Raw genomic sequence first — 22,316 nt, 5'->3', positions numbered from 1 at the left:
GCGAAACCGCACCCGTGGCCGATCCGCGCGTGCCAGCCTCCGACCATGGTCGGTGGCTACGCGGTGGATCTCGACGCGCTGCACCGCGCCGCCCAGGGGGTGCGCGCCACGGTCGACCAGGTCGGGGCGCAGGAGATCGACGGCGTCGGCACCGCGGCCGGGCACGACCGGCTCGGGGCGGCCCTGTCCGAATTCGCGGCGCGCTGGCAGCGCGGCGTCGAGGCCCTCGCCGAGGACGGCCGCGCCGCCGCCGACCGGCTAGACGCCGCCGAGGCCGGCTACCGCCGCACCGACACCGGCGCCGCCCGCGGGCTCGACGGCCTGCTGCGCGGAACCGGGCCCGATCCGGGCGGTGGTTCGTGACGGAACTGGGTGTCACCGACGACCCGGCGGCGCTCGTCCCGGGCAACCCCGTCGTGCTGCGCACCGCCGGCGAGACCTACCGCCGCTACGCGCGGATGCTCGGCGACGCCGCGGCCGGGCTGGGTCGTATGGGCACGCCGGAGGGTTGGTCGGGGCCCGCCGCGGACGGGTTCCGCGCGGCGTTCGCCCCGGCACCGCGGCGGTGGCAGGACGCCGCGACGGCCTTCGGCGACGCCGCCGGGGTCGTCGACGCGCACGCCGAGGCGGTGGAGTGGGCGCGGGGCCGCGCGGGCGAGGCGGTCGCACGTTGGCAGGAGGCACGGACGGCGTCGGCGACCGCACGCACGCAGTACGACCAGGCGCTCGCCGCCGGCGCCGCGCCGGTCCCGTTCGTCGATCCCGGCGACGCGGCGCGCACCGATGCGCAGGCGTTGCTCGCGGATGCACGCCGCCACGTGCGCGAGTCGGGAGACCGCTCGGCCGGGGTCGTCACCGCCGCGTGTGCCGCCGCGCCGGCGGCGCCGGGGTTCTGGGGCGAGCTGGCCGCCGGAGCCGGCGCGGTCGCGGCGGGGCTCGGCAACGCGAGCGCGTCCCTCGGCAACGCTCTGCTCCACCACCCCGCGAACGTGGCGGCGATGCTCGGCGGCGGCGCGCTCGCGGGTGTCGGCGCCGTGGGCGTGGCCGGGTCGGCCGCCGTCACCGCCACCGGTGTCGGCGCCCCGGTGGGCGCCCCGTCCGGAGCGCTCTCCGCGGCCGGCGTCGCCACGGGCGCGGCCATCGCGGGCGTCGGCGCCGCCGACACGGTCCGGCACGCCGTCACCGACGACCGCGTCGCGCCCTTCACCGTCGCGACCGACGCGGACGCCGAGGAGGATGCGCCGATCCCTCCGGCATCGAGGATCCCGACCGTCGGGACGGAGGGCAGGAACCCCGGCGTGCGGACCCTTGCCACCGAGCAGGAGATCGAGGATCTGTACGAAGAGCTCGCCGCGGAGGGGACGCCGGTGAACTGGAACACGTACCCGGGACGGGCAGTCCGTCTCCCCGACGGTACGGAGATCGGACTGCGGGGCCAGTCGCAATCGGGAGGCACCACCATGGACGCGAGACTGCCGGGCGGAGAACGATGGAAGGTCCACCTGCCGTGGAACTGACCGAACACGACACGGCCGCGAAGCTCCTCCTTCGAGGGATCGACGACTGGATCAGCCTCGACGAAGCGCGGTGGGCGGTGAGCCTCGTCGAGCCGGGGTCGGCGGCAGAGATCCGCGAAGCGACGCTGGGCGCGCTCACGGTGCTCGTCGACAACGAGCTGGCCCGCCTCGGTGCCCTCGGCGAGGAGTTCCAGCCCTGGGACCTCGAGCCCGCCGCGGCGATGCAGCGACTCCGGCGCGAGTGGTGGGATCCGGAGAGGGAGCTCCGGCCCGGCGACATCTGCTGGATGGAGAACACCCCCGCCGGCACGGAGATCGCTCTGTCCATCGAGGCTGCCCGCAACCGCTGACACGTTCCTCCCGCCCCCCGTGGCGCAGTAGCGTCGCCGGTCACGGAGCCAGGGCGGTCAGGCATGGACATACGGGCACTCCGCTATGTGGTCACGCTCGCGGAGGAGCGGCACTTCCGGAAGGCGGCGGAGCGTCACTACATCGCTCCGCAGGCCTTCGGCCGGCATGTCCGCGCCCTGGAGAAGGAGGTCGGCGCGCGCCTGTTCGACCGCACGAGCCGGCGGGTCGACCTCACGCCCGTGGGCGCCCGTCTGGTCGAACAGGCCCGCGAGGTGCTGGCTCGCGTCGACGACCTCGCCGCCGCCGTCCGTGACGCCTCGCCCGCCCCCGACGACGCGGTGGTCCGGGTCGGGATCCTCGGGTTCGGTGCCGCCGACAAGTGGCCGGACCTGCGCGATCTCGTCCGCGCCCAGCTGCCCGGACGCGAGCTCGTGCACATCGAGCTGGACTGGGACACCCAGTACGAGGCCGTGCGCGACGGAGACGTGGACGTCGCCGTCATCCACGACGTCGGGCCGGTGGAGGGCGTGCGCCTCGACCGGCTGTTCAGCACCGCGCGGGTCGCCGTCGTGCCCGCCGCCTCGCCGCTCGCCGACGCCGCGCACCTCACCGAGGACGACGTCGAGGGCCATGCGTGGGTGGCACCCGCCGGCCGGCACCCGGGGCTCGGCGCCTGGGCCGGGTTCACCGGGCAGGCGTCGCGACGCAGCCCGGTCGTGCGCACGCCGGCCGCGATCCCCGCCGCCGTCGCCACCTCGGGGATGCTCGGCGTCCACGGCGAGCTCGCCCGGCGCTTCTTCGCCCGCCCCGACGTGAGCTTCGTGCCGCTCGCGGGCGAGGCGGCCCAGGTCTCGGTGGCCACGCGCGCCGACGACCACTCGCGCACCGCGATGGCGTTCCGCCAGGCCGCCGACCTGCTCGTGACCTGATCCTGTCAAGCCCGGATCGCAACCGAACCGGCACGTGATCGGGGCCTCTCGACACGCCACGGTGAGCCCGACGATCCCGACAGACCCTCTGACAGAGACGTGGGAGGCCTGCCATGGCCCGCCGACTCAGCGACCACTTCGGCCACCTGTTCCCGACGACCGCGGTGGGCTCCTACCCGCGGCCGAAGTGGAACACCTTCGACCTCGGCGGCGAGGACATCCGCGTGGCGATGCGCCGCGGTGACTTCGCCGAGGCCTACAGCGACGGCGTGCGCGCCATGATCGGCGATCAGATCGACGTCGGCCTCGACCTGCCCACCGACGGCCACCTCTGGTACGACCGCCACGAGGGCTTCATCTCGTCCTTCCTGCTCTACCCGGCGTACCACCTCGACGGCATCACCGTGGAGCCCGAGCAGAACCACCTGACCTCGATGCTGGGTCGCGAGGGCACCGCCGCGTTCGCCGGCACGTGGAACGAGGTCGCCGTCGACGGCCCCGTCGGCCGGGGCACGATGCACCTCGCCGACCTGTGGAACGCCGCCCGGCGGGTCAGCCCCCGCACCGTCAAGTTCTGCAGCGGCATGGGTCCGACCAACCTCGGTGGTTGGCTCACCGACCGCCACTACAACGACAAGAAGGCCCTCTACAACGACCTCGCCGACGCCTACAACGCCGAGTTCAAGGACGCCGTCGCCGCCGGCGTCGAGGTGCTGCAGGTCGACGACGTCGGCTTCACCCTGCACGCGCCCGAGGACTACCAGCTGGTCCTCGACACCCTGAACCGCGCCCTCGACGGCGTCGACGCGTTGCGGGTGTTCCACATCTGCCACCTCGGCAGCGGAGCGCAGATCGGCATCACGCCCTACGCCGGCTTCCACGAGCTGGTCGCCGACGAGCTGCAGGTCGACGCCGTCGAGTACGCCTTCGCCGAGACCCTCTTCCCCGACGACGACTTCGCGCTCTGGTCGCGCTACCCCAGCGACAAGGGCATCGGCATCGGCGTCATCGACATCAAGCGCCTCGTCGTCGAGACTCCGGAGCACATCATCTCCGGTGTCCGCAAGGCCCTCGAGCACGTGCCGGCCGAGCGCGTGCACCTGACGACCGACTGCGGCATGTTCTCCCTGCCACGCCCGCTCGCGCGCGCCAAGCTCGAGTCGATGACCATCGCCGCGGAGCAGCTGCGCGCCGAGTTCGCCTGAGCCTTTCACCGACGAGGAGGAGCACCGTTGCGCTGGAGCACGTACCGGACGCCGGACGGGGACGAGCAGGTCGGCCTCTGGCGGGGCGAGCGGATCCACCCCGTCCCGGGGACGTCGTCCCTGCTCGAGCTCATCGCGCGCGAGCGGCTGGCGACCGCGGCGGAGGAGGCGGCGGCGCAGCCGGGGGTGGACCCCGGCACCGTCGCCCTCCTGCCGCCGGTCCCCCGGTCGCCGTCGATCCGCGACTTCATGGCGTTCGAGGAGCACGTCGTCACCGCGAGCGCCGCGATCGGGCTGAGCGTGGACCCGCTCTGGTACGAGCAGCCGTGCTTCTACTTCACGAACCCGTCGTCGCTGCGCGGCCCGCACGACGACATCCCGGTGCCGCCGGGCAGCCGGGCGCTGGACTACGAGCTCGAGGTCGCGGCGGTGATCGGCCGGGAGGGGCGTGACGTCTCCCCGGCCGACGCCGCGGGCCACATCGCGGGCTACGTGCTGTTCTGCGACTGGAGCGCCCGCGACCTGCAGGGCACCGAGATGAAGCTCAACCTCGGCCCGGCCAAGGGCAAGGACTTCGCCTCGAGCTGCGGGCCGTGGATGGTCACGCCGGACGAGCTCGTGGCGACGGCGGCCATGGCGGCCTCGGTGAACGGCCGCCCGTGCAGCGCCGGGCGCCTCGACGCCCTGTACTGGAGCTTCGCCCAGATGATCGCCTACGCATCGCGCGGCACCCGGGTCGTGCCGGGCGACCTCATCGGCTCGGGCACGGTCGGCACCGGCTGCCTGCTCGAGCTCTCCCGCGTCCACGGCAGCGACGCCTACCCGTGGCTGCAGCCCGGCGACCGCGTCCACCTCGAGACCGAGGGCCTCGGCGCCATCGACGCCTTGATCGTCCCAGGTCCTGCGCCGATCGCCCTGAAGGAGGCGTGATGAGCTCGCGTACCGACGACATCACCGTGCCCGGTCCGCCGCGGTGCGAGGAGGTCTCCGACGGCATCCACGCCTACGTGCAGCCCGACGGCACGTGGTGGATCAACAACACCGGCTTCGTGGTCGGCGCGCAGGGCGTGATCGCCGTCGACGCGTGCTCGACCGAGCGGCGCACGCGCGCGTTCCTCGACACGATCGCGTCGGTCACCGACCGGCCCGTGCGCACGTTGGTGAACACCCACCACCATGGCGACCACACCTTCGGGAACGCGCTCTTCGGCGGTGCCGCGATCATCGCGCATGAGCGGACGCGCTCCGAGGCGATCGCGTTCGGCCCGGCCCGCGAGCTGCCCTACTGGCACAACCCGGAGTGGGGCGAGCTGCCCCTCGACCCGCCGTTCGTGACCTACACCGACCGCGTCGCCGTGCACGCCGGTGACCTGCGCGGCGACGTCCTGTACGTCGGCACCCCGGCCCACACCACCAACGACTCGATCGTCTGGTTCCCCGACCGCTCGACGCTCTTCTGCGGCGATCTGATCTTCAACGGCGGCACGCCGTTCCTGCTCATGGGCTCGGTGACCGGAGCGATCGACGTGCTCGAGAACGTCATCGCCCCGCTCGGCGCGCAGACGACGGTGCCCGGCCACGGCCCGGTCTTCCACGACCGCGCCCCGCTCGACGCGACGCTGGACTACCTGCGCTTCGTCCTCGACGTCGCCGAGCGCGGCCGCGCCGCGGGCGTCACCCCGCTGCAGGCCGCCCGCGACACCGACCTCGGGCGCTTCACCGACTGGCCCGACGCGGAACGCATCGTCGGCAACCTGCACCGCGCCTACGCCGAGCTCGACGGGCTGGAGCGCGGCGGGCAGATCGACGTGTTCGGGGCGCTGGACGACATGGTCACCTACCACGGCGGCCCGCTGACCTGCTTCGCCTGAGCGAAACGCTTCGCGCGCGCAACGGACTTGCTCAACAGCCCGCCCTCACGCTCACGTTCCTGCTCTGCTCGATCCCCGCGTCGGCCCATCCGGACAGCGAGTGTCCGCACCGGGTCCATGCCAGCCTGCCGTGAGATCGGCTCGGTGAGCGTGCCTCGGTCGTCGACCTCGGCGCGCCGGTGACCCTCGCCCTCGACGCCTGGTCGCGCTGACCCGATCGTCGCCGCCCGCGACACACCCCGCCGTCCGGTGCGACCCTGAACGATGTCCGCAGGGAGGCACGGCATGACGAGGATCTCCGGCGCGGGTGTTCGACGGGACCGACGTGCTCGGCACGGCGAGCGTGTCGATCGAGGACGGGTTCGTCACCGAGGTCCGGCCCGGCTCCGAGCTCGGCGGCGACGTCGACGGCCGCGGGATGACGCTGCTCCCGGGCCTCATCGACGCCCACGTGCACCTGCGCGGCGCCGGCAACCTCGACCAGGACCTGCGGTACGGGGTCACCACGGTGCTCGACATGTTCTCGGCGCCCCCGCAGTTCACCGCGATGCTCCGCGGGCGGGCGGCCACGCACACCGACGAGGCCGACCTGCGCAGCTCCGGGCTGATGGCGGGCGCCGTCGACGGCTGGCCCGCGGTGATCCTCCCGCCCGACCCCTCGGGGTGGCGCATGCCCGGGCTCTCGGGGCCGGAGGACGCCGAGCAGTTCGTCGCCGACCGTGTCCGCGAGGGCTCCGACTACCTCAAGGTGTTCGTCGAGAACCCCGCCGACGTCGACCGGCCCGTGCTCAGCCCGGAGACGGTGGCCGCGGTGTGCGCGGCCGCGCGGACGCATGGCCTGCAGACGGTCGCGCACGCCCCGACGCGCTGGGCGTTCCGCACCGCGATCGCGGCCGGGGTCGACATCCTGACCCACGTACCGCTCGACGGCCCCCTCGACGACGATCTCGACGTCGCCGGCCTGATCGTCTGCCCGACCCTGGCGATGATGCGGGCACGCGCCGACGCGAAGAGCACCGACGCGCTGCTCGCCGACCCGCGCCTGCTCGCCGGCCTCGACCGCGAGGTGGCGGACGCGCTGCGGGCCGGCGACCGCGGCCATCTCCCGGTCAGCGACCGCCCCGGCACCGACTACGCGCACGCCGCCGAGAACCTCGCGCGGCTGGTCGAGGCCGGCTCGACGATCCTCGCGGGCACCGACGCCAACGACGTCCCGGGCCACGCGGCGGCGGTGCTGCACGGGGCGTCGATGCACCTCGAGGTGGAGCTGCTCGCCCGCGCCGGGATGTCACCGCGCGAGGTGCTGCGGGCGGCGACGTCGGTGCCCGCGGACGTCTTCGGGCTCGCCGACCGCGGTCGGATCACCCCGGGACGGCGCGCCGACCTGCTGCTCGTCGACGGTGACCCCCTGACCGAGGTCACCGCGACCCGCGACGTCCGCGGCGTGTGGCGCTCCGGTGTCAGACTTTCTCCGGCTGTCTAGCGCCATCGCGAGACGACCGGAGAAAGCCCGAGCATCCCTCCGTATCGCGCCGTCTCGGAACGACGCTAGACAGTCGGAGAGAACTCACGACGAGCACACCTCACCACGTGTGACGTCGACGGCGAACGGGGTGATCCGATCCTCAGGTCGGGTGATGGGCGGGACCTGGTGAATCGAGGTTCGTGAGAAGTGGCCACACTTGGCAGGACAGCAGCGGTCGGGAGGGCCGCATCTGGCGGGGGAGGAATCGTGACGTCCACCCAGGATCTGCGCGTCGCGGCGGGGCTCGCACCGCCGCGGGCCTTCGACGCGGCCTGCCGGATGGTGGTCGACTACCTCGCGCGCGAGGTCCCGCTCGACGCCTGGGCGGTCACCCGGGTGTCCGACGGCCACCAGACGATGCTCGTCACCACCGACTCCGTCTACGGCCTCGAGCCCGGCTTGAGCGCGGCGTGGTCGACCTCGATGTGCCAGTACATGGTCGCGGGCTCGGCGCCCCGGATCGTCCCCGACACCGGGCGGGTGCCCGACCTCGCGCGCGCCGCCTCGGACGCCGCGGCGCAGGGCATGCAGGTCGGCACCTACGTCGGCACCCCGATCGTCACCGGCGACGGCAGCCTGTGGGGCACGGTCGTCGGGATGAACCGGAGCCCGGTCGATCCGGCCACCGTCGACCGGGAGCCGCTGCTCGACCTGCTGTCCAGCCTCCTCTCCTCGGTCCTCGAGGCCGACACGGCCGCCGTCGACTCCGCCCGCGCGCTCGAGCGCGCGGTCAGCGACGCCGAGACCGACGCGCTGACCGGCCTGCTCAACCGCCGCGGCTGGGCGCGCTGGCTCGAGCGCGAGGACGACCGGTTCCGCCGCTTCGGCGACCCAGCGTCGGTGGTCATGCTCGACCTCGACGACCTCAAGGTCGTCAACGACACCCAGGGCCACGACGCCGGCGACCGTCACCTGCGGCACTGCGCCGCGGTCCTGCGTTCGACGATCCGCAGCACCGACCCGCTCGCGCGCCTCGGTGGCGACGAGTTCGCGCTGGTCGCGCAGGTCGGCATCGATGATGCGCACAAGCTCGTCGAGCGTCTCCGCGACGCCCTGGACTCCGCCGGCGTGCCCTGCTCGATCGGCTCCGCGCCGTTCACGGTCTCCGGCGGCTTCCCCGGTGCGTGCGCCGACGCCGACTCGATCATGTACGCCGACAAGCGCGCCCGTCGCGGGGTGCGCCTGCGGCACAGGTGAGCCGTCAGGCACCTCGGTAGGCGCCGGCCTTGATGTCCTCGAGCAGGCCGGGGCCTGCCGGCGTCCAGTCGAAGACCGTTCGGGTGTGCGCGCTCGACGCGGCCAGGTCCATCGCGAAGAACATCCCGATGAACCCGAAGTGCTCGACCGCGTCCCCCTGCTCCACCGACGTCACCGGCACGCCGAGCACGTCGCCGATCGCCTGCGCGATCTCGCGGGTCGGGATCGCCTCCTCGGCGACGGCGTGCAGCCGCGTCCCGGCCGGCGCCTGCTCGAGCCCGAGGCGGACGAGGCGCGCGGCGTCGGTGACGTGCACCGCCGCCCAGCGCGCCGAGCCGTCGCCGACGTACGCCGCGGTGCCGTGGCGTCGGGCGGCGGCGGTGACCAGGGCGACGAAGCCGTGGTCGCCGTCCCCGTGGGTGGTCGGCGCGAACCGGGCGCTGACGACGCGGACGCCGCGGTCGACATAGGCGAACGCGAGGTTCTCCGCCCCGCCGCGCGGCGAGTCCGGCCCGATCGCCGGTGACGGGTCTGCCTCGGTCCCCGGCCGCCCCGCGGCGAGCCCGGCCACCCCGGACGCCAGGACGAGCGGCCGGCCCGTGCCGACGAGCGCCTCGGCGAGGGCCTCGACCGAGGCGCGCTCGGCGCGGTTCGACTCGCCCGGGTTGCTCCAGTCGTGCTTGTTCGCGAGGTGGACGACCCCCTCGGCCTCCGCCGCGCCCCGGCGCAACGCGTCGAGGTCGTCGAGGTCGCCACGCAGGACCGCGGCGCCCTTGGCCTCGAGGGCCTGTGCGGACGAGTCGGAACGGGCGAGGCCGACGACGTCGTGGCCGGCGGCGAGCAGCTCGTCGACGGTGGCGGAGCCGATCCAGCCGCTGGCTCCGGTGACGAGTACACGCATCTCGCGTGGCCTCCTCCAGCTTGATGTCAGATACTGACATCAGCGTACGCTTCGATGTCAGTCGCTGCCATCAGTAGTCTGCGGGTCGTGGTCCGCTGGAAGCCCGGTGCGCGCGAGCGGCTGCAGGCCGCCGCCCTCGAGCGGTTCGGCGCACAGGGCTTCGACGGAACCACCGTCGCCGAGATCGCCGCGACCGCGGGTCTGACCGAGCGGACGTTCTTCCGGCACTTCACCGACAAGCGCGAGGTGCTCTTCGCCGGTCAGGACGAGTTCGAGCGCCTGTTCGTCGCCGGGATCGAGGAGGCCACCGGGGACGACCCCGTCGCCGTCGTCGCGGCCGCCCTCGACGGCGCGACCGCGTTCTTCCCCGACGAGCGGCGCGCGTGGTCGCGGGCGCGGCAGGGCGTCATCGACGCCGACCCGGGCCTGCAGGAGCGCGAGCTGCTCAAACTCTCGAAGCTGGCCGCGGCCATGACCGACGCCCTGCGGCAGCGCGGCATCGACCCGACCGCCGCCGCCCTGGCCGCGCAGAGCGGGGTCGCGGTCTTCCGGGTGGGGTTCACGACGTGGATCGCCGACGGCGAGGATCGCCCGCTCGCCGTGATCCTGCGCGCGGTGCTGGGCGATCTGCGGACCCTGCTCGCCCAGCGTGCCACGGCGCCGATCGTCGGGAACGCTCCAGCCACTCCGGCGCCCGATGTCGATCCCGAGCACGAGCGATCCGCTCGGCACGGCTCCTGACGATAGGCCCGATGGACGAGCCGGCCCGATCACTGACAGCCTCACCCGAACGGCCGCACCGGGAGGGGACATGACCGAGCAGCAGTACTGGGTGTGGGTCGCGGCGCCCGACCGCTACCGCACCGAGGACGGCGGCGAGCACCCGGACCTCGACCCCGCCGGCGGTGGCACGTGGTGGAGCTGTCACCGCGACACCCGCGCGGGGGACCTCGCCGTGCTCTATCGCTCGCGCGAGGCCAAGGACATCGCCTACCGACTCCGGGCCGTCGGCGACGCCTACGAGGTCGCCGAGGACGAGCGCACCGCGCCCGGGCTCACGCACGCCTGTGACGTCGAGGTGCTCGACCGCTTCGCCCGCCCGATCCCGCTCGCCGACCTGAAGTCGGACGCGGTCGTCGCCGAGTGGCCGGCGCTCAAGGCGTCCTTCGCCCGCGGCGCGGCGCTGGTGCCGGCGGAGGTCTGGGCGCGGCTGATGGAGATGGCGACGGTGGAGGTCGAAGCCGGGATCGCGGCCGAGGAGGCCACCGCGACGGTGGCCGCGGCCGAGCTCGAGGCGGACCTCGCCGCGGCCGGGCACACGCGGCCCCGGCTGCCGGTCGAGGCGATCGTGGGCGCGTCCCTCGGAGCCCTGGTGCTCGCCGGCCTGATCGTCTGGAGTGTGCGTCGCCGGCGCTGAGGGTCAGGCGAACCACCGCAACCAGGCGCCGTGCCCGTCGACCCAGGCCAGCGGCTGGTGCCCGTCACGGGCCAGCAGGAACGGGGCCGGGCCGGGCGGAGGCGCCGGGAGGTCCGACGGCGGCGGGGCGGGCAGGGAGGCGAGCACGCCCTCGGACTCGTTCGCGAGCCACACCGCGTCGAGCGCACCGACCGCCTCCGCGAACGCAGCGCGGCGGTCGACCGACAGGTAGGTCAGCACCGCGGAGTGGAACACCACGAGCGTCGCCTCGGGCGGCGCGCCGGCGGCGACGGCGTGGAGCTCGTCGACGAGGTCCCCGCGCACGACCCGCGGCGGGTCGGCGCGCGCCACCGCGGCGGCGGCCCCCAGCCGCTCGACGCGCCCGGGCTGACCCGGCCAGACGAGGCTCGCGAGCCAGCGCAGGTCGTCGGGATCGGCGGCGTCGAGCGGGTCGAGGTCGATCCCGGCGCGCCACACGACCGTCGGCGCCGCGGTCGGAACGGGCGCCGGACCGAGGACGTCGCAGGTCAGCAGGGGCGAACCCTCGATACGGACCTCGCCCCCGGCACACGCATAGCGGTAGCCGTACCGGTCCGGGAGCAGGCAGAGCCCCGCGCTCGCGCCCACCTCGAGCAGCGCGAGCGGGCCGCCGATGGCGGCCAGCGCCGGCAGGAGTGTGGCGCAGCGCGCCGGTTCGTTGGTCTGCGTACGTCGGGCCAGCATCGTCGCCGCGACCTCGTCCCGGCGCCCGAGCACGACCGCACGGAAAGCAGGGTAGTCGGGCTGGAGCCCGGCGAGGTACCGGACCGTCGCGAGCAGCAGGTTGGGCTGGCGCCTGGCCGGCGGGAGCTCGTCGAGGAACGCCAGCAGCTCGGGGTCGCCGGCGACACCCGCGGCCAGCTCCTCGTACCGCGGGCTGCGGCCCCGGGCCTGCGACGCGGCGAACCGCCGGTAGTTCTCCGCGGTCCCGAGCTCGGGCTCGTTCCCGATCACGGCGCGCTCCGCGCACGTGGGCAGAGCACCGTCACCAGGCGAGCGGCAGTCGGTGCAACCCGTAGATCAGGGTGCGGTTCCGGAACTCCGGCTCGCCGGCGAGATGCAGGCCGGGGAACCGCCGGAGCAGCGCCGGAAAGGCGACCCGCATCTCGATGCGCGCCAGCGGCGCGCCCAGGCAGTGGTGAATGCCGTGGCCGAACGCCAGATGCGGTGACGGCGGGCGGCTGATGTCGAGCGTCTCCCCGCGCTCGAGCAGCGCCGGGTCGCCGTTGGCGGCGGTCAGTGAGGCGATCACGAGATCGCCGGCGGCGACCGGGTGCCCGCCCAGCGTCGTGTCCTCGGTCGCCGCGCGCGGGAAGCCGCCGTGCACCACCGTCAGGAACCGCAGCAGCTCCTCGACCGCCCCGTCGACGGCGTCCGGGTCGTCGCGGACGCGGGCGAGCTGGTCGGGGTGCTCGAGCAGGGCGAGCGTGCCCAGCGACAGCATGTTCGACGTCGTCTCGTGGCCCGCGACGAGCAGCAGGTTGCCGATCCCGATCAGCTCGTCGTCGGTGATCTCCTGGGAGTGCTCGCGGATGAGCATGCCGAGCAGGTCGTCGCCGGGCGCCTCGCGATGGCGGGCGACGAGACTCGCCATGTAGGCGCGGGACTCGTCGGCCAGGCGCATCCGCTCGGGGGCGGAGATCGTGCTGTCCAGCGACTTCGCGCTGCGCTCGGTGAACTCGGCGCGGTCGTCGTAGGGGACACCGAGCAGCTCGCAGATCACCATGGACGGCACCGGCAGCGCGAAGTCGTCGACCAGCTCGGTGTACGGCCTCGGGTGCGTCAGCTCCGCGTCGCTCCGTGCCGCCTGGTCGGCCCGCCGCTCCATCGCGTCGAGGTGCTCGGTGACGATCTCCTCGACGCGCGGGACCAGCCGCTTCATCCGTTTGACCGTGAACTCGCCGGTCAGCATCTTGCGCAGGCGGGTGTGGTCCGGCGGGTCCTGACCGAGCAGGTTGCCGGCCTGGCGCCGGCGGAACTCGGCGCTGTCCCGTCCGGCCGCGATGAGCGCCGGCGGCGGCCCGACCGCGTCGAGCCGGAAGCGCTGGGGGTCGCCGTGCAGCTCGCGGGCGTCGGCGTAGCGGCTGACCATCGTCGCCTGGTGCCCGAACGGCGTCGTCACCTGCGCCGTCTCCCCCGACTCGCGCAGGGCCTCGATCTCCGCCAGCAACGAGAACCCCTCCCGCTGCGCGGCCACCTCGCCCGTCCAGTGCTCGGCCATGCCCCGATGGTGCTCCGCGTCGTCAGCCCGCGCCCGTCCCCTGACCGGTTCCTCCCGATTGCACCCGCACGGCGATGCCGTCGAGATAGGCGCCGACCGCGCGCTCGAGGATCCCCTCCTCCTCGAGCACGTCGTCCTTCTCGAAGCCGCCCGCGTACCAGAGACGGGTCATGGCGGGGTAGCGCTCCTCGTCGAAGTAGCGGTCCCAGAAGACCGCGTTGACCGAGCGCCAGTGGTCGTCGAGGCCGACTCCGGTACGCCGGGTCTCGTCCTGCTCGCTGCGGGAGTCGCGGGCGAGGCCGGTGACCAGGGACCGGAGCGCGATCGCGGCGTTCGCGGACTCGACGGGAGCGAGCCCGATGTCGAGGAACGGCGCGAAGAAGGCGTCCTCGACGGCGAGGACGTGCGGCCCCATCGGCAGGCGGCTGCCGTGGTCGAGGACCCAGGGGTGGCGCCCGTAGAGGTCCCACAGCACGCGGGCCTGGCGAGCCGCGGCGCCGCGCCAGGGCTCACCCTCGCGCGGGTAGAGGTCGCCGGTGATCTCCGCGAACGCGTGGTCGATCATCAGGGCGACGAGCCCGTCTCGGCTCTCGACGTGCGTGTAGAGCGACATCACCCCGACGCCGAGATCGGCGGCGACCGCGCGCATCGCCAGCTCGCCGAGCCCCTCGGCGTCGGCGCGCGCGATCCCGGCCGCGACGACCTGCTCGCGCGTCGTCCGCGTCGGCCGCCCCCGCCCGGTGGCCGCGCCGTGCCCCCAGAGCAGGTCGAGGTGGTGGTCGAGGCGGGGCTCCTCGTCGGCCATCGGACCTCCCTTGCTTTTCCGGACGTCGTCAGCTTAATCTACCCGAGCTTTCCAGACGACGTACTGAAAGGATCGGGGCATTGATCCTCACCGAGGACCTCCGACGGACGTTCCGGCGACGCGGCGCGGTGGTCGAGGCGGTGCGCGGCATCTCGCTGCGGGTCGACCGCGGCGAGCTCGTCGCCGTGCTCGGCCCGAACGGGGCGGGCAAGTCGACGCTGCTCCGCATGCTCACCACGCTGCTCGCCCCGACGAGCGGGTCCGCGCAGGTCGCGGGCATCGACGTCGTCGCCGACCCCACCGGCGTGCGGCGGCGCATCGGCTACGTCGGTCAGGGCAACGCCGGCGGCCACAACCACCGGGTGCTCGACGAGCTGGTCACCCAGGGCGCGCTCTACGGCCAGACCCGTCCCGCCGCGCGCCGGCGGGCGGAGGAGCTGATGGCGACGCTCGACCTGCGCGGGCTCGAGCGCCGCACGGTGTCGTCGCTCTCCGGCGGCCAGCGGCGCCGGATGGACGTCGCGATCGGCCTCATGCACTACCCGGAGCTGCTCTTCCTCGACGAGCCGACCACCGGGATGGACCCGCAGGCGCGCGCCAACCTCTGGGAGCACATCACGACGCTGCGCGAGGAGACCGACACGACCGTCGTCCTGACCACGCACTACCTCGAGGAGGCCGACGAGATGGCCGAGCGGATCGTGGTGGTCGACCACGGCGAGGTCATCGCCGACGCCGGCCGCGCCGACCTGCGCGCGCGGCACGCCGAGGACCGGATCGTGCTGGAGGTCGGCGACCCGGCACGGGCGGCTTCCCTGCTGGAGGAGGGCTCCGTCGCCGGCGGCCGGGTCGAGCTGCGGCTCGCCGACGGCGCGCGGCGGATGCCCGGCATGCTCGCCCGGCTCGACCACGCAGGCGTCACCGTGCACGCCGCGCACCTGCACGAGGCGAGCCTCGACGACGTCTTCCTCGCCCTCACCGGCCGGAGCCTGCGCGAGGAAGGGGAGGCGGCGGCATGAGCGTTTCCGTCATGGCTCCGGTCCACCCCGAGACGGTGCGCACCGGCTTCGTCCGCGACACCGCGACGATCTTCGTGCGCGAGTTCCAGCTGGTCCTGCGCGATCCGTTCTCGCTGATCTTCTCGCTGCTCCAGCCGCTGGTGTTCCTCGGGCTCTTCGCCCCACTGCTGGCCGGGTCGCTGTCGTCGGAGGCACTGGGCGGCGAGTCGCCGCTGACCTGGTTCCTGCCCGGCGTGGTCGTCATGATCGCGCTGTTCGGCACCGGGAGCACCGGCGCGAACCTGCTCTACGAGCTGATGACCGGCAGCTACGAGCGGGTGCTCGCCACGCCGGTGTCGCGGCCGGCGATCCTCGTCGGGCGCGCGCTCAAGGAGCTGGCGCCGCTCGTGGTCCAGGCCGTGATCATCACGCTCGCGGCGCTCCCGTTCGGGGTGACCTTCTCACCGGTCGGCGTGGTCGTCGGCCTGGCGATCCTCGGTGTGTTCGGCATCGGGCTCGGCGCGCTCTCGTACGCGCTGGGCCTGGCCTCGCGGAACCGGGAATGGCTGTTCTGGGGCGTGCAGCAGACGCTGATCTTCCCGCTGCTGATCCTGTCCGGAATGATGCTGCCGCTCGAGTCCGGGCCGGGCTGGATGCAGGCGGCGGCGACGGTCAATCCGCTGACCTACGTCGTCAACGCGGAACGCGCCGCGTTCACCGGCGCCCTGACCGACCCGTCGATCCTCCACGGCGCGATCGCGGCCGCCTTGACCTGCGCGGTCGGCCTCTTCGTCGGCGTCCGGGCGGTGCTCCGCAGCGCCGGCTGACGTGTCTCGCCAGTGCGAGCGATGCGGCTTTGCTGGCGTCTCACGCCAGGATCGCCACATGCTCGCTGCGGCGACACGCCGTCACGGCAGAGCACGGGCGTGGTCCCGGAGGTCGGCCCACGGGTCGGCCTTCCGGGCCAGCCGGCGCGGGATCGACCGCACGTCGTGCTGGTCGGGGGCGACGCGGGAGAGCTCGTCCCACTCCAGCGGCGTCGCGGTCGGCCCGCCCGGGCGGGCGCGCGGCGAGTACGGCATCACCGCGGTCTGGCCGTAGGCGTTGCGGCCGACGTCGAGGAAGGTCCGGCCGTGACGGGCGTCCTTGCGGACCTCGGTGGTCAGCTCGTCGGGGTGGTCGGCGGCGACCGCCCCGGCGATCTCGGTGGCCGCGTTCTTCACGTCGTCGTGGCCTGCGCTGCCGTCGAGCGGCGCGACGACGTGGTAACCGCGGCTGCCGGTGGACTGCAGGAACGCGACCAGGCCCCGCCCCTCGATCGCCGCCCGTACCGCGCGGGCGACATCGCGGATGCCGGCGAGGTCGATGCCGTCGCCGGGGTCGATGTCGACGATCAGGCGGTCGGGGCGCTCGAGCGACCCGGCGACCGCGTTCCAGCCGTGCACCGCGACGGTCCCGAACTGCACGAGCCGGATGAGATCGGCGACCTCGGCGACCTGCGGGTGGTGGACGACGTCGTCGCCGCCCTTCTTGTGCTCGCGCCGCGGTGTGTCGACGGTGTGCAGACCCTCGGGCGCCCGCTGCCCGGCGTCCTGCTGCACGAACCCGCCGGCGTCGAGCCCGTCGGGGAAGCGCTGCAGGGTCAGCGGGCGGCTCTCGAGGTGCGGGAGCACGGTCGCGGCGATCGCGTGCCAGTAGTGCGCGAGGTCGGCTTTCGTGACGTCCTCGCCGCCCTCGCGCGCCGGCAGGAGCACCTTGTCGGGGTGCGTGACCTCGACGCCCTCGACCGTCTCGCCGCTCATGCCCTCGCGGTTTGCCTCGCACGGCCGCACGACAAACCCTGGGCGCGTGGATCGGACGCGGCTCTCGAAGCGCATGTCCCGAGCGCTGCGACGACGTGGTTGACCTCCTGGTGCTCGACGCCGTCCTGCTCCCGGACGTTCTCCAGCTCCCCGAGCCGTTCCCCGACCGTCGCGTCCGCGTCGAGCTCCTCACGCAGCTCCCGCGCCAACGCGACCTCCGGCGTCTCCCCGTCTCGACGTGACCTCCGGGGAAGAACCAGTAGCCGCCGGCGAGCTCCGGCACCAGCAGCACGGCACCCTCGCGGACCACGACGGCTCGAGCGATGACCTCCACGCCACGAGCATCGCCGAGAGAAGATCACGAAAAGGTCACGCCGTTACCGAACGGCACCAGCGCGCCACGCCGCGTGCCTAGCGTCCGCGGGCATGACCGAGCGCGGACGGGCGTGGGCCATGGGGCTGGCGATGCTCCTCCTCATGCCGCTCGTGGCGCTCCTGCTGTCGGTGGCGTCGCCGCGCCTCAGCGAGACGGTCACCTGGGCGAGCGCGTTCGGGCTGGTCGGCGCGGTGCTGATGGCACTGATCGTCGCGCTCGTGTCACGGGTGCGCGGTCTGACGCGGCTGCTCGGCGTCGAGCTCGGCAACCGGCTCCACCGCCGCCTCGGTGTCGCGGCGGCCGGCTTCACGGTCGCCCACGTCGCCGCCGCCGTGCTGCACTCCCCGCGCGGCATGACGATGCTCAACCCCTTCGTCGTCGGCTGGCCGCTCAAGACCGGGATCGCGGCGACCGCGCTCATGGTGGTCGGGGCCGTGGTGCTCCCCCTGAAGCGCGTGCGGCGGTACGGACAGATCGCGCGCGTCCACGCCGTGCTCGGCGTCGGCGTGCTCTTGCTGACCGGGGCGCACGTGTGGCTGTTCGGCAGCCTCGCCGTGAACCCGCTGATCGGCGTCCCGGCCGCCGCTCTCGGCGTCGCGATGCTGGTGATCCTGCTGCGGCGCTGGATCGTCCGGCCCGCGCTCGGGCGTGGCGCGTACCTGGTGTCGGCGGTACGCCCGGAGTCCGGCGACACGTCGACGGTCGTGCTCGCCCCCGCCGGCCCGCCGCTCGACCCGGCACCCGAGCCCGGCCAGTTCGTCTGGGTGCGGCTGCGCCGGGTGCCGGTCGCCGAGGAGCACCCGTTCACCATCGCCGCCTCGACGCGGTCGGGCGTCATCGAGCTGACCGTCCGGGATCAGGGTCCTTTCAGCGGCGGGCTCCTCGACCTCGAACCGGGACGCCGGGTGTGGGTCGACGGCCCGCACGGCGCGTTCGTGCCCGCCGACGCGTCCGGCGGCCTGGTGCTCATCGCCGGCGGGGTCGGCGTGACCCCGATCATGAGCATCCTGCGCGCCCACGCCGCGGCCGCCGACCCCCGCGCGCACGCCCTGCTGCTCGCCGAGCGCGAGGGCGAGGCGCTCTTCGCCGCCGAGATCCTCGCGCTGTCCCGGCGCCTCGACCTCTCGGTCCTGCGCACCGGCGGCCGGCGGCTCGACGCGCGGATGCTCGAGGCGGTGCTCCCGGACGGCAGCCCGCCCAGCCACCAGTACTTCGTCTGCGGGCCTCCGCCGCTGGTCGGGGCGGCGATCCACGGGCTCGGCAGCCTCGGTGTTCCCGCCGGCGCCATCACCACGGAACGTTTCGGCTGACGCGGCCCGCCATGATGGGAGCGTGCGGCACTGGCGGCGGCGGGCGCTGGGCGGACTCGCCGCCCTCACGGCGCTCCTCGCGGTGACCGTCGCCTGCGCCACACCCGCGCAGCCGTCGCCCCCGGCCGGTCTGCGGGTCATGACCTGGAACGTCCAGACCGGCGGACACGACCCCGACGAGTGGGCGCCCGTGGTCGCGGGCCTGCGCCCGGATGTGGTCGCGCTCCAGGAGATCTGCACCCGCGACGCCGACGAGCTCGCCGGCCTCCTGCGCCGCGACCACGGGCTCGAGTACCGGGTGGTGCAGGGCCCGATCCGCCCGCCGTCGCCGGCCGAGGCGACCGCGCCGGTCAACGCCGCGCTCGGCCCGGCGTGCGACACCGGCCCGAACGACGTCCTCTACGGCGTCGCGATCCTGACGCGGCTGCCGGTGAGCCCGCCGCGCATCGTCACATTCCCGCCGGACGCCCGCGACGAGCAGCGCGGCTACCTGTGGGTCGACGTCACGACGCCGTCCGGTCCGGTGGCGGTCTACAACGCCCACATCGGCCTCGCCGGCGTGCAGTCCGACCAGCTCCGACGCCTCGCCGAGGGCGCCGCACGACCCGGGGCGGCCGTCGTGCTCGGCGACCTCAACGTCGGCCCCACCGAGCCCGAGCTGGCGCCGCTTCGCCAAGGGTTCGCCGAGATCGACCCGGCAGGTCAGTACTCCACCACGGACCACGGGAAGATCGACTACGTCTTCCTGCGCGGGCTCGTCCCGGTCGGTCCACCGCAGGTTCCCGACGTCACGGCGTCCGACCACCGCCCGCTCGTCGCCGACGTCCGCGCTCCGTGAGGGTCAGGACGGCAGCGCGCCGATGGCGAACGGGCCACCTCACCTCGTCCTCCACGGCCGGAAGCTCACCGGCGACGACGGTCCGGACGATGAGCGCGAAACAGACTGCCGAACGGGCCGCCGCGTTCGGGGCAGAGGCTCTGCAGTACCGGACGCCCGCGGCGAGATCCTCATCGACGCGAGCGTGAACTGGCGGCGGGCGGGCCGCTCCGACCGGGCCTACGCCTTGGCCGACGAGCTGGTGGCCACCGGCGGCTCGGACGGGGGCTTCGCCCGCATCGACCGCATCGGGTTCCGCATCGAGGACGGGTACGGCGACCGCGCGTCGGCCGAGATCGCCGAGCCGGCCCGTCAGCCGGCCCTCGAGGACGGTCGTTGTCAGATGGTCGCCGAACCGCTCGACGAGGTCGGCGATCTCCAGGAAGCCGCGGCCTGGTACGACCGCGCCGTCGCCCGCCTGCACGAGGACCACATCGCTGCGCTGCGGGGGGAGAACGCGGCCTGGTCGTACGCAGCTCCGGTGGTCCGAGGACGCCGGAACGTGCGGGAGGCGCTCGGGCTGCCGCCCGACGCGATGGACCTGCTCGTCCCGGACCTCCCGACGTGGACCGACCCGAACCCGTACGCCCTGGCCGCCGACCTCGACCGGGGCGGCGCGGAGTCTCGCCTCTGCCTCCCGGTGTTCCCGCGGGGAACGCACCGAGGCACTCCGCGCCTGGCCCGAGGACGACGCCCTCACGGACGAGGCGTACTTCGCGGTGACCGAGCTGACGTGGCGCGAGCCGCGGGACGACGGAGCCGGGACCATTGACATCGCTCCGATGACCGTGGCAGCGCTCCGACGCTTCGTCGAGCACACCGGGGAGTCGCCCACGACCCGGAGGTCCAGGCTCGGTACGCCCGCTCGGTCGCTCCGTTCGAGCGCCTCGCACGGCCGCCGTCCCGCAACGACCCGTGCTGGTGAGGCTCCGCGGGCAAGTACAAGAAGTGCTGCGGTCGACCTGGCCTGACGTCCCCGAGCTGACGGCACGGGATCACTCCGGATCGGCGAGGTGGCCGGAGAGGACGGGTCGGGCATCTGCGCAGTGATCGTCCGGCCGTCCCACGAGCCGACCGGGACCGGTTCGTCGGGCTCGCGCTCGGGAGCACGTCGCCGAGCGACACGGGCAGGCAGGCGGAACAGGACGGAGCTTGCGGCGGCGTTGGTGGGTCGTGGTCATCGGGCGCCTCCTCGGGGTCTCTCCCGGTTTGATGACGCCGGGCCCGATTCGGTTCCCTCCTCGCGCGAAGTCGACGGGGAGGCTGGACCCATGACCGTCGACTACGGCCCCCACGGATCGAGCCTGCGCGACCTGCCGCGCCTGCGGCGCACGCGGCGCCGGCGGTCGTCGAGCTGGGACCGCACCGGCGGCAACGACGACCGCGAGACCCTGCGCCCCGGCGCGACCGCGACGCTGCTCGACGTCGTCGGCCCCGGCGTCGTCACCCACCTCTGGATCACCGTCGCCGCGCCGCCGTCCCTGCGCCGACCGCTCGGCAAGACCGACGACCTGCTCCGCCGCCTCACGCTCAAGGCATGGTGGGACGGCGAGGAGCACCCGAGCGTCGCGGTCCCGCTCGGCGACTTCTTCGGTGTCGGACACGGGAAGACGACCAACTTCGTCTCGTTGCCGCTGCAGATGAGCCCGGAGGACGGCAAGGCGTTCAACTGCTGGTTCGCGATGCCGTTCGGGTCCGGGGCACAGATGGCGATCACGAGCGAAGTCGAGGACGCCGACGTACTCGTCTACTTCTATGTCGACTACGAGGAGCTCGACGAGGTCGGTGACGACGTCGGCCGCTTCCACGCGCAGTGGCGGCGGCAGCTCACCCAGGGCGTCCGACCCGGCCCCTCGAACGCGGCCTACCAATTCCACGGCACCAACCTGACAGGAACCGACAACTACACGATCCTCGAGGCCGAGGGCCACGGGCACTACGTCGGCTGCGTGCTGAACATCCAGAACCGGCGCCGCACCCGCCGGTGGAACTGGTACGGCGAGGGCGACGACATGATCTTCATCGACGGCGACGTGTGGCCGCCGACCCTCCACGGAACCGGCACCGAGGACTACGTCAACACCGCCTGGTGCCCGACGCAGACGTACTCGGCGCCGTACCACGGCGTCACGCTCGCGGGCGGGAGGAACTGGCGCGGTCCGGTGAGCCTCTACCGCTTCCACATCGAGGACCCGGTCGTCTTCGAGCGCTCGATCCGCGTGAGCATCGAGCACGGGCACGCGAACCGCCGCAGCGACGACTGGTCGTCGGTCGCCTACTGGTACCAGGCCGAGCCGCACAGGCCCTTCGACCCGGCCCCGGTGGAGGAACGGATCCCCATCCGTAGGTGAGTGACCGCACCGGCGACCGAGGTCACCCGCCATACGTCGAGGGTCACACCTCTACGAACTGGCAGGGTCGGGCATCCTCCTCGCACCATCGAGAGCCCGACCAACGGAGGTACGCGATGGACGACCAGGAACGCTACGACCGCTTCCTCTCCGCGCTCGGCTTCCGCGCCAACCTCGACGGCACGCCGTCGCAGGGCCACGGAACCGTCGACCTGATCGACCTCGACGGCGAGCCCGTCGACCCCGCTGTGCGCCTGCACGTCAGCCCGCAGACCCTTGCGCGCCACGTCAGCGACGACGAGGGCGTCGCCCCGGGTGCCCAGCCGTCGCTGGACGACGACCCGGACGTGCTCGACGAGGCCGAGGCCGCGTCGCTGCAGACGCTGCTCGCGCAGATCGAGGAGGCGATCCTCGTCCGCGAGCCCGGCCACGACCACCTGGTGCTCGTCAACGGCGGCGTGCGCGCGGTGTCGGCCGACCAGGTCCCGGTCTGACGTCTCACTGCTTGACCCTTGGTGGCGCGGCGGGCTGAGTAGCTTGCCGTGACACCCCGGTGCCGTCGGTGCATCGCCATGCTGACGCAGCTCGTCGAGAGCCTGGCTGAGAGTTCGCGAGCCCGACGGC

At 73.7% G+C, this 22,316-nt stretch carries 24 protein-coding genes; 18 read left to right on the top strand and 6 right to left on the bottom strand.

What is annotated here, in order from left to right; all coding sequences use genetic code 11:
* The first annotated feature begins 45 nt into the window (after window positions 1-45).
* The 9 genes from AC2A1K_RS20935 (at window position 46) to AC2A1K_RS20895 (ending at window position 8,595) form a co-directional block, all read left to right on the top strand.
* Window positions 46-363, top strand: a complete 318-nt coding sequence (locus AC2A1K_RS20935) for a hypothetical protein (protein WP_483898256.1) — start codon at window positions 46-48, stop codon at window positions 361-363.
* Entirely contained in the window at window positions 360-1,517 is a 1,158-nt protein-coding gene (locus AC2A1K_RS20930) for a putative T7SS-secreted protein (RefSeq protein WP_483898255.1), read from the top strand. Before AC2A1K_RS20935 ends, AC2A1K_RS20930 begins: the two co-directional genes overlap by 4 nt.
* Window positions 1,508-1,867: a hypothetical protein gene (locus AC2A1K_RS20925; protein ID WP_483898254.1), complete on the top strand. Its 360-nt coding sequence runs from the start codon at window positions 1,508-1,510 to the stop codon at window positions 1,865-1,867. The genes AC2A1K_RS20930 and AC2A1K_RS20925 overlap by 10 nt, the downstream gene beginning before the upstream one ends.
* A 63-nt stretch (window positions 1,868-1,930) precedes the next feature.
* On the top strand, window positions 1,931-2,797 hold the full coding sequence (locus tag AC2A1K_RS20920; protein ID WP_483898253.1) for a LysR family transcriptional regulator: 867 nt from the start codon (window positions 1,931-1,933) through the stop codon (window positions 2,795-2,797).
* A 113-nt stretch (window positions 2,798-2,910) separates the two neighbouring features.
* A complete protein-coding gene (locus tag AC2A1K_RS20915) occupies window positions 2,911-4,002 on the top strand; it encodes a hypothetical protein (protein ID WP_483898252.1) in 1,092 nt (363 codons plus the stop codon).
* Between the two features lie 27 nt (window positions 4,003-4,029).
* On the top strand, window positions 4,030-4,932 hold the full coding sequence (locus AC2A1K_RS20910; protein ID WP_483898251.1) for a fumarylacetoacetate hydrolase family protein: 903 nt from the start codon (window positions 4,030-4,032) through the stop codon (window positions 4,930-4,932).
* Window positions 4,932-5,873: an MBL fold metallo-hydrolase gene (locus AC2A1K_RS20905; protein ID WP_483898250.1), complete on the top strand. Its 942-nt coding sequence runs from the start codon at window positions 4,932-4,934 to the stop codon at window positions 5,871-5,873. Before AC2A1K_RS20910 ends, AC2A1K_RS20905 begins: the two co-directional genes overlap by 1 nt.
* Before the next feature lie 307 nt (window positions 5,874-6,180).
* Window positions 6,181-7,356 (top strand): amidohydrolase family protein, encoded by a 1,176-nt coding sequence (locus AC2A1K_RS20900; RefSeq protein WP_483898249.1) that lies wholly within the window; start codon window positions 6,181-6,183, stop codon window positions 7,354-7,356.
* A gap of 249 nt (window positions 7,357-7,605) precedes the next feature.
* Window positions 7,606-8,595: a sensor domain-containing diguanylate cyclase gene (locus AC2A1K_RS20895; protein WP_483898248.1), complete on the top strand. Its 990-nt coding sequence runs from the start codon at window positions 7,606-7,608 to the stop codon at window positions 8,593-8,595.
* A gap of 4 nt (window positions 8,596-8,599) precedes the next feature.
* Here AC2A1K_RS20895 and AC2A1K_RS20890 read toward each other — a convergent pair whose 3' ends face one another.
* Window positions 8,600-9,496 carry an SDR family oxidoreductase gene (locus AC2A1K_RS20890; protein WP_483898247.1) on the bottom strand — a complete coding sequence of 299 codons (897 nt, stop codon included), beginning with the start codon at window positions 9,494-9,496 and terminating at the stop codon, window positions 8,600-8,602.
* Window positions 9,497-9,550: 54 nt separating this feature from the next.
* On the opposite strand from AC2A1K_RS20890, the gene AC2A1K_RS20885 reads away from it, so the two are divergent.
* Window positions 9,551-10,237 (top strand): TetR family transcriptional regulator, encoded by a 687-nt coding sequence (locus AC2A1K_RS20885; protein WP_483898246.1) that lies wholly within the window; start codon window positions 9,551-9,553, stop codon window positions 10,235-10,237.
* 70 nt (window positions 10,238-10,307) lie between these two features.
* Complete coding sequence (locus AC2A1K_RS20880) at window positions 10,308-10,913, top strand: EVE domain-containing protein (protein ID WP_483898245.1); 606 nt, start codon at window positions 10,308-10,310, stop codon at window positions 10,911-10,913.
* Window positions 10,914-10,916: 3 nt separating this feature from the next.
* Here AC2A1K_RS20880 and AC2A1K_RS20875 read toward each other — a convergent pair whose 3' ends face one another.
* Genes AC2A1K_RS20875 through AC2A1K_RS20865 form a run of 3 tightly spaced genes read right to left on the bottom strand, consistent with a single transcriptional unit; the run spans window position 10,917 to window position 13,978 of the window.
* Window positions 10,917-11,906: a DUF2332 domain-containing protein gene (locus tag AC2A1K_RS20875; RefSeq protein WP_483898244.1), complete on the bottom strand. Its 990-nt coding sequence runs from the start codon at window positions 11,904-11,906 to the stop codon at window positions 10,917-10,919.
* Between the two features lie 31 nt (window positions 11,907-11,937).
* On the bottom strand, window positions 11,938-13,173 hold the full coding sequence (locus AC2A1K_RS20870) for a cytochrome P450 (protein WP_483898243.1): 1,236 nt from the start codon (window positions 13,171-13,173) through the stop codon (window positions 11,938-11,940).
* A gap of 22 nt (window positions 13,174-13,195) precedes the next feature.
* Window positions 13,196-13,978: a TetR/AcrR family transcriptional regulator gene (locus tag AC2A1K_RS20865; RefSeq protein WP_483898242.1), complete on the bottom strand. Its 783-nt coding sequence runs from the start codon at window positions 13,976-13,978 to the stop codon at window positions 13,196-13,198.
* 80 nt (window positions 13,979-14,058) lie between these two features.
* Between AC2A1K_RS20865 and AC2A1K_RS20860 the strand changes: the two genes are divergently transcribed.
* A complete protein-coding gene (locus AC2A1K_RS20860) occupies window positions 14,059-14,997 on the top strand; it encodes an ABC transporter ATP-binding protein (RefSeq protein WP_483898241.1) in 939 nt (312 codons plus the stop codon).
* Window positions 14,994-15,803 (top strand): ABC transporter permease, encoded by an 810-nt coding sequence (locus tag AC2A1K_RS20855; protein ID WP_483898240.1) that lies wholly within the window; start codon window positions 14,994-14,996, stop codon window positions 15,801-15,803. The genes AC2A1K_RS20860 and AC2A1K_RS20855 overlap by 4 nt, the downstream gene beginning before the upstream one ends.
* An 81-nt stretch (window positions 15,804-15,884) precedes the next feature.
* Here the strand turns inward: AC2A1K_RS20855 and ligD are convergent, their stop codons facing one another.
* Window positions 15,885-16,778, bottom strand: coding sequence for a non-homologous end-joining DNA ligase (gene ligD, locus AC2A1K_RS20850; RefSeq protein ID WP_483898239.1), 894 nt, complete (start codon window positions 16,776-16,778; stop codon window positions 15,885-15,887).
* Window positions 16,775-17,140: an NUDIX domain-containing protein gene (locus AC2A1K_RS20845; protein WP_483898238.1), complete on the bottom strand. Its 366-nt coding sequence runs from the start codon at window positions 17,138-17,140 to the stop codon at window positions 16,775-16,777. The genes ligD and AC2A1K_RS20845 overlap by 4 nt, the downstream gene beginning before the upstream one ends.
* Window positions 17,141-17,204: 64 nt before the next feature.
* Between AC2A1K_RS20845 and AC2A1K_RS20840 the strand changes: the two genes are divergently transcribed.
* The 5 genes from AC2A1K_RS20840 (at window position 17,205) to AC2A1K_RS20820 (ending at window position 22,186) form a co-directional block, all read left to right on the top strand.
* The gene (locus tag AC2A1K_RS20840) at window positions 17,205-18,464 is read left to right on the top strand and encodes a ferric reductase-like transmembrane domain-containing protein (protein ID WP_483898237.1); all 1,260 of its coding nucleotides are present in this window, start codon (window positions 17,205-17,207) and stop codon (window positions 18,462-18,464) included.
* Window positions 18,465-18,486: 22 nt separating this feature from the next.
* Window positions 18,487-19,302, top strand: a complete 816-nt coding sequence (locus tag AC2A1K_RS20835) for an endonuclease/exonuclease/phosphatase family protein (protein WP_483898236.1) — start codon at window positions 18,487-18,489, stop codon at window positions 19,300-19,302.
* 184 nt (window positions 19,303-19,486) lie between these two features.
* Window positions 19,487-20,113: a hypothetical protein gene (locus AC2A1K_RS20830; RefSeq protein ID WP_483898235.1), complete on the top strand. Its 627-nt coding sequence runs from the start codon at window positions 19,487-19,489 to the stop codon at window positions 20,111-20,113.
* Window positions 20,114-20,612: 499 nt separating this feature from the next.
* Window positions 20,613-21,692: a glycoside hydrolase family 172 protein gene (locus AC2A1K_RS20825; protein ID WP_483898234.1), complete on the top strand. Its 1,080-nt coding sequence runs from the start codon at window positions 20,613-20,615 to the stop codon at window positions 21,690-21,692.
* 116 nt (window positions 21,693-21,808) lie between these two features.
* On the top strand, window positions 21,809-22,186 hold the full coding sequence (locus tag AC2A1K_RS20820) for a hypothetical protein (protein ID WP_483898233.1): 378 nt from the start codon (window positions 21,809-21,811) through the stop codon (window positions 22,184-22,186).
* Window positions 22,187-22,316: the final 130 nt, after the last annotated feature.

Source organism: Actinomycetospora sp. 2LY8.5, assembly GCF_057180585.1.
The sequence above is the reverse complement of the archived record's forward strand: the minus strand, read 5'-3'. Positions and strand labels throughout refer to the sequence as shown.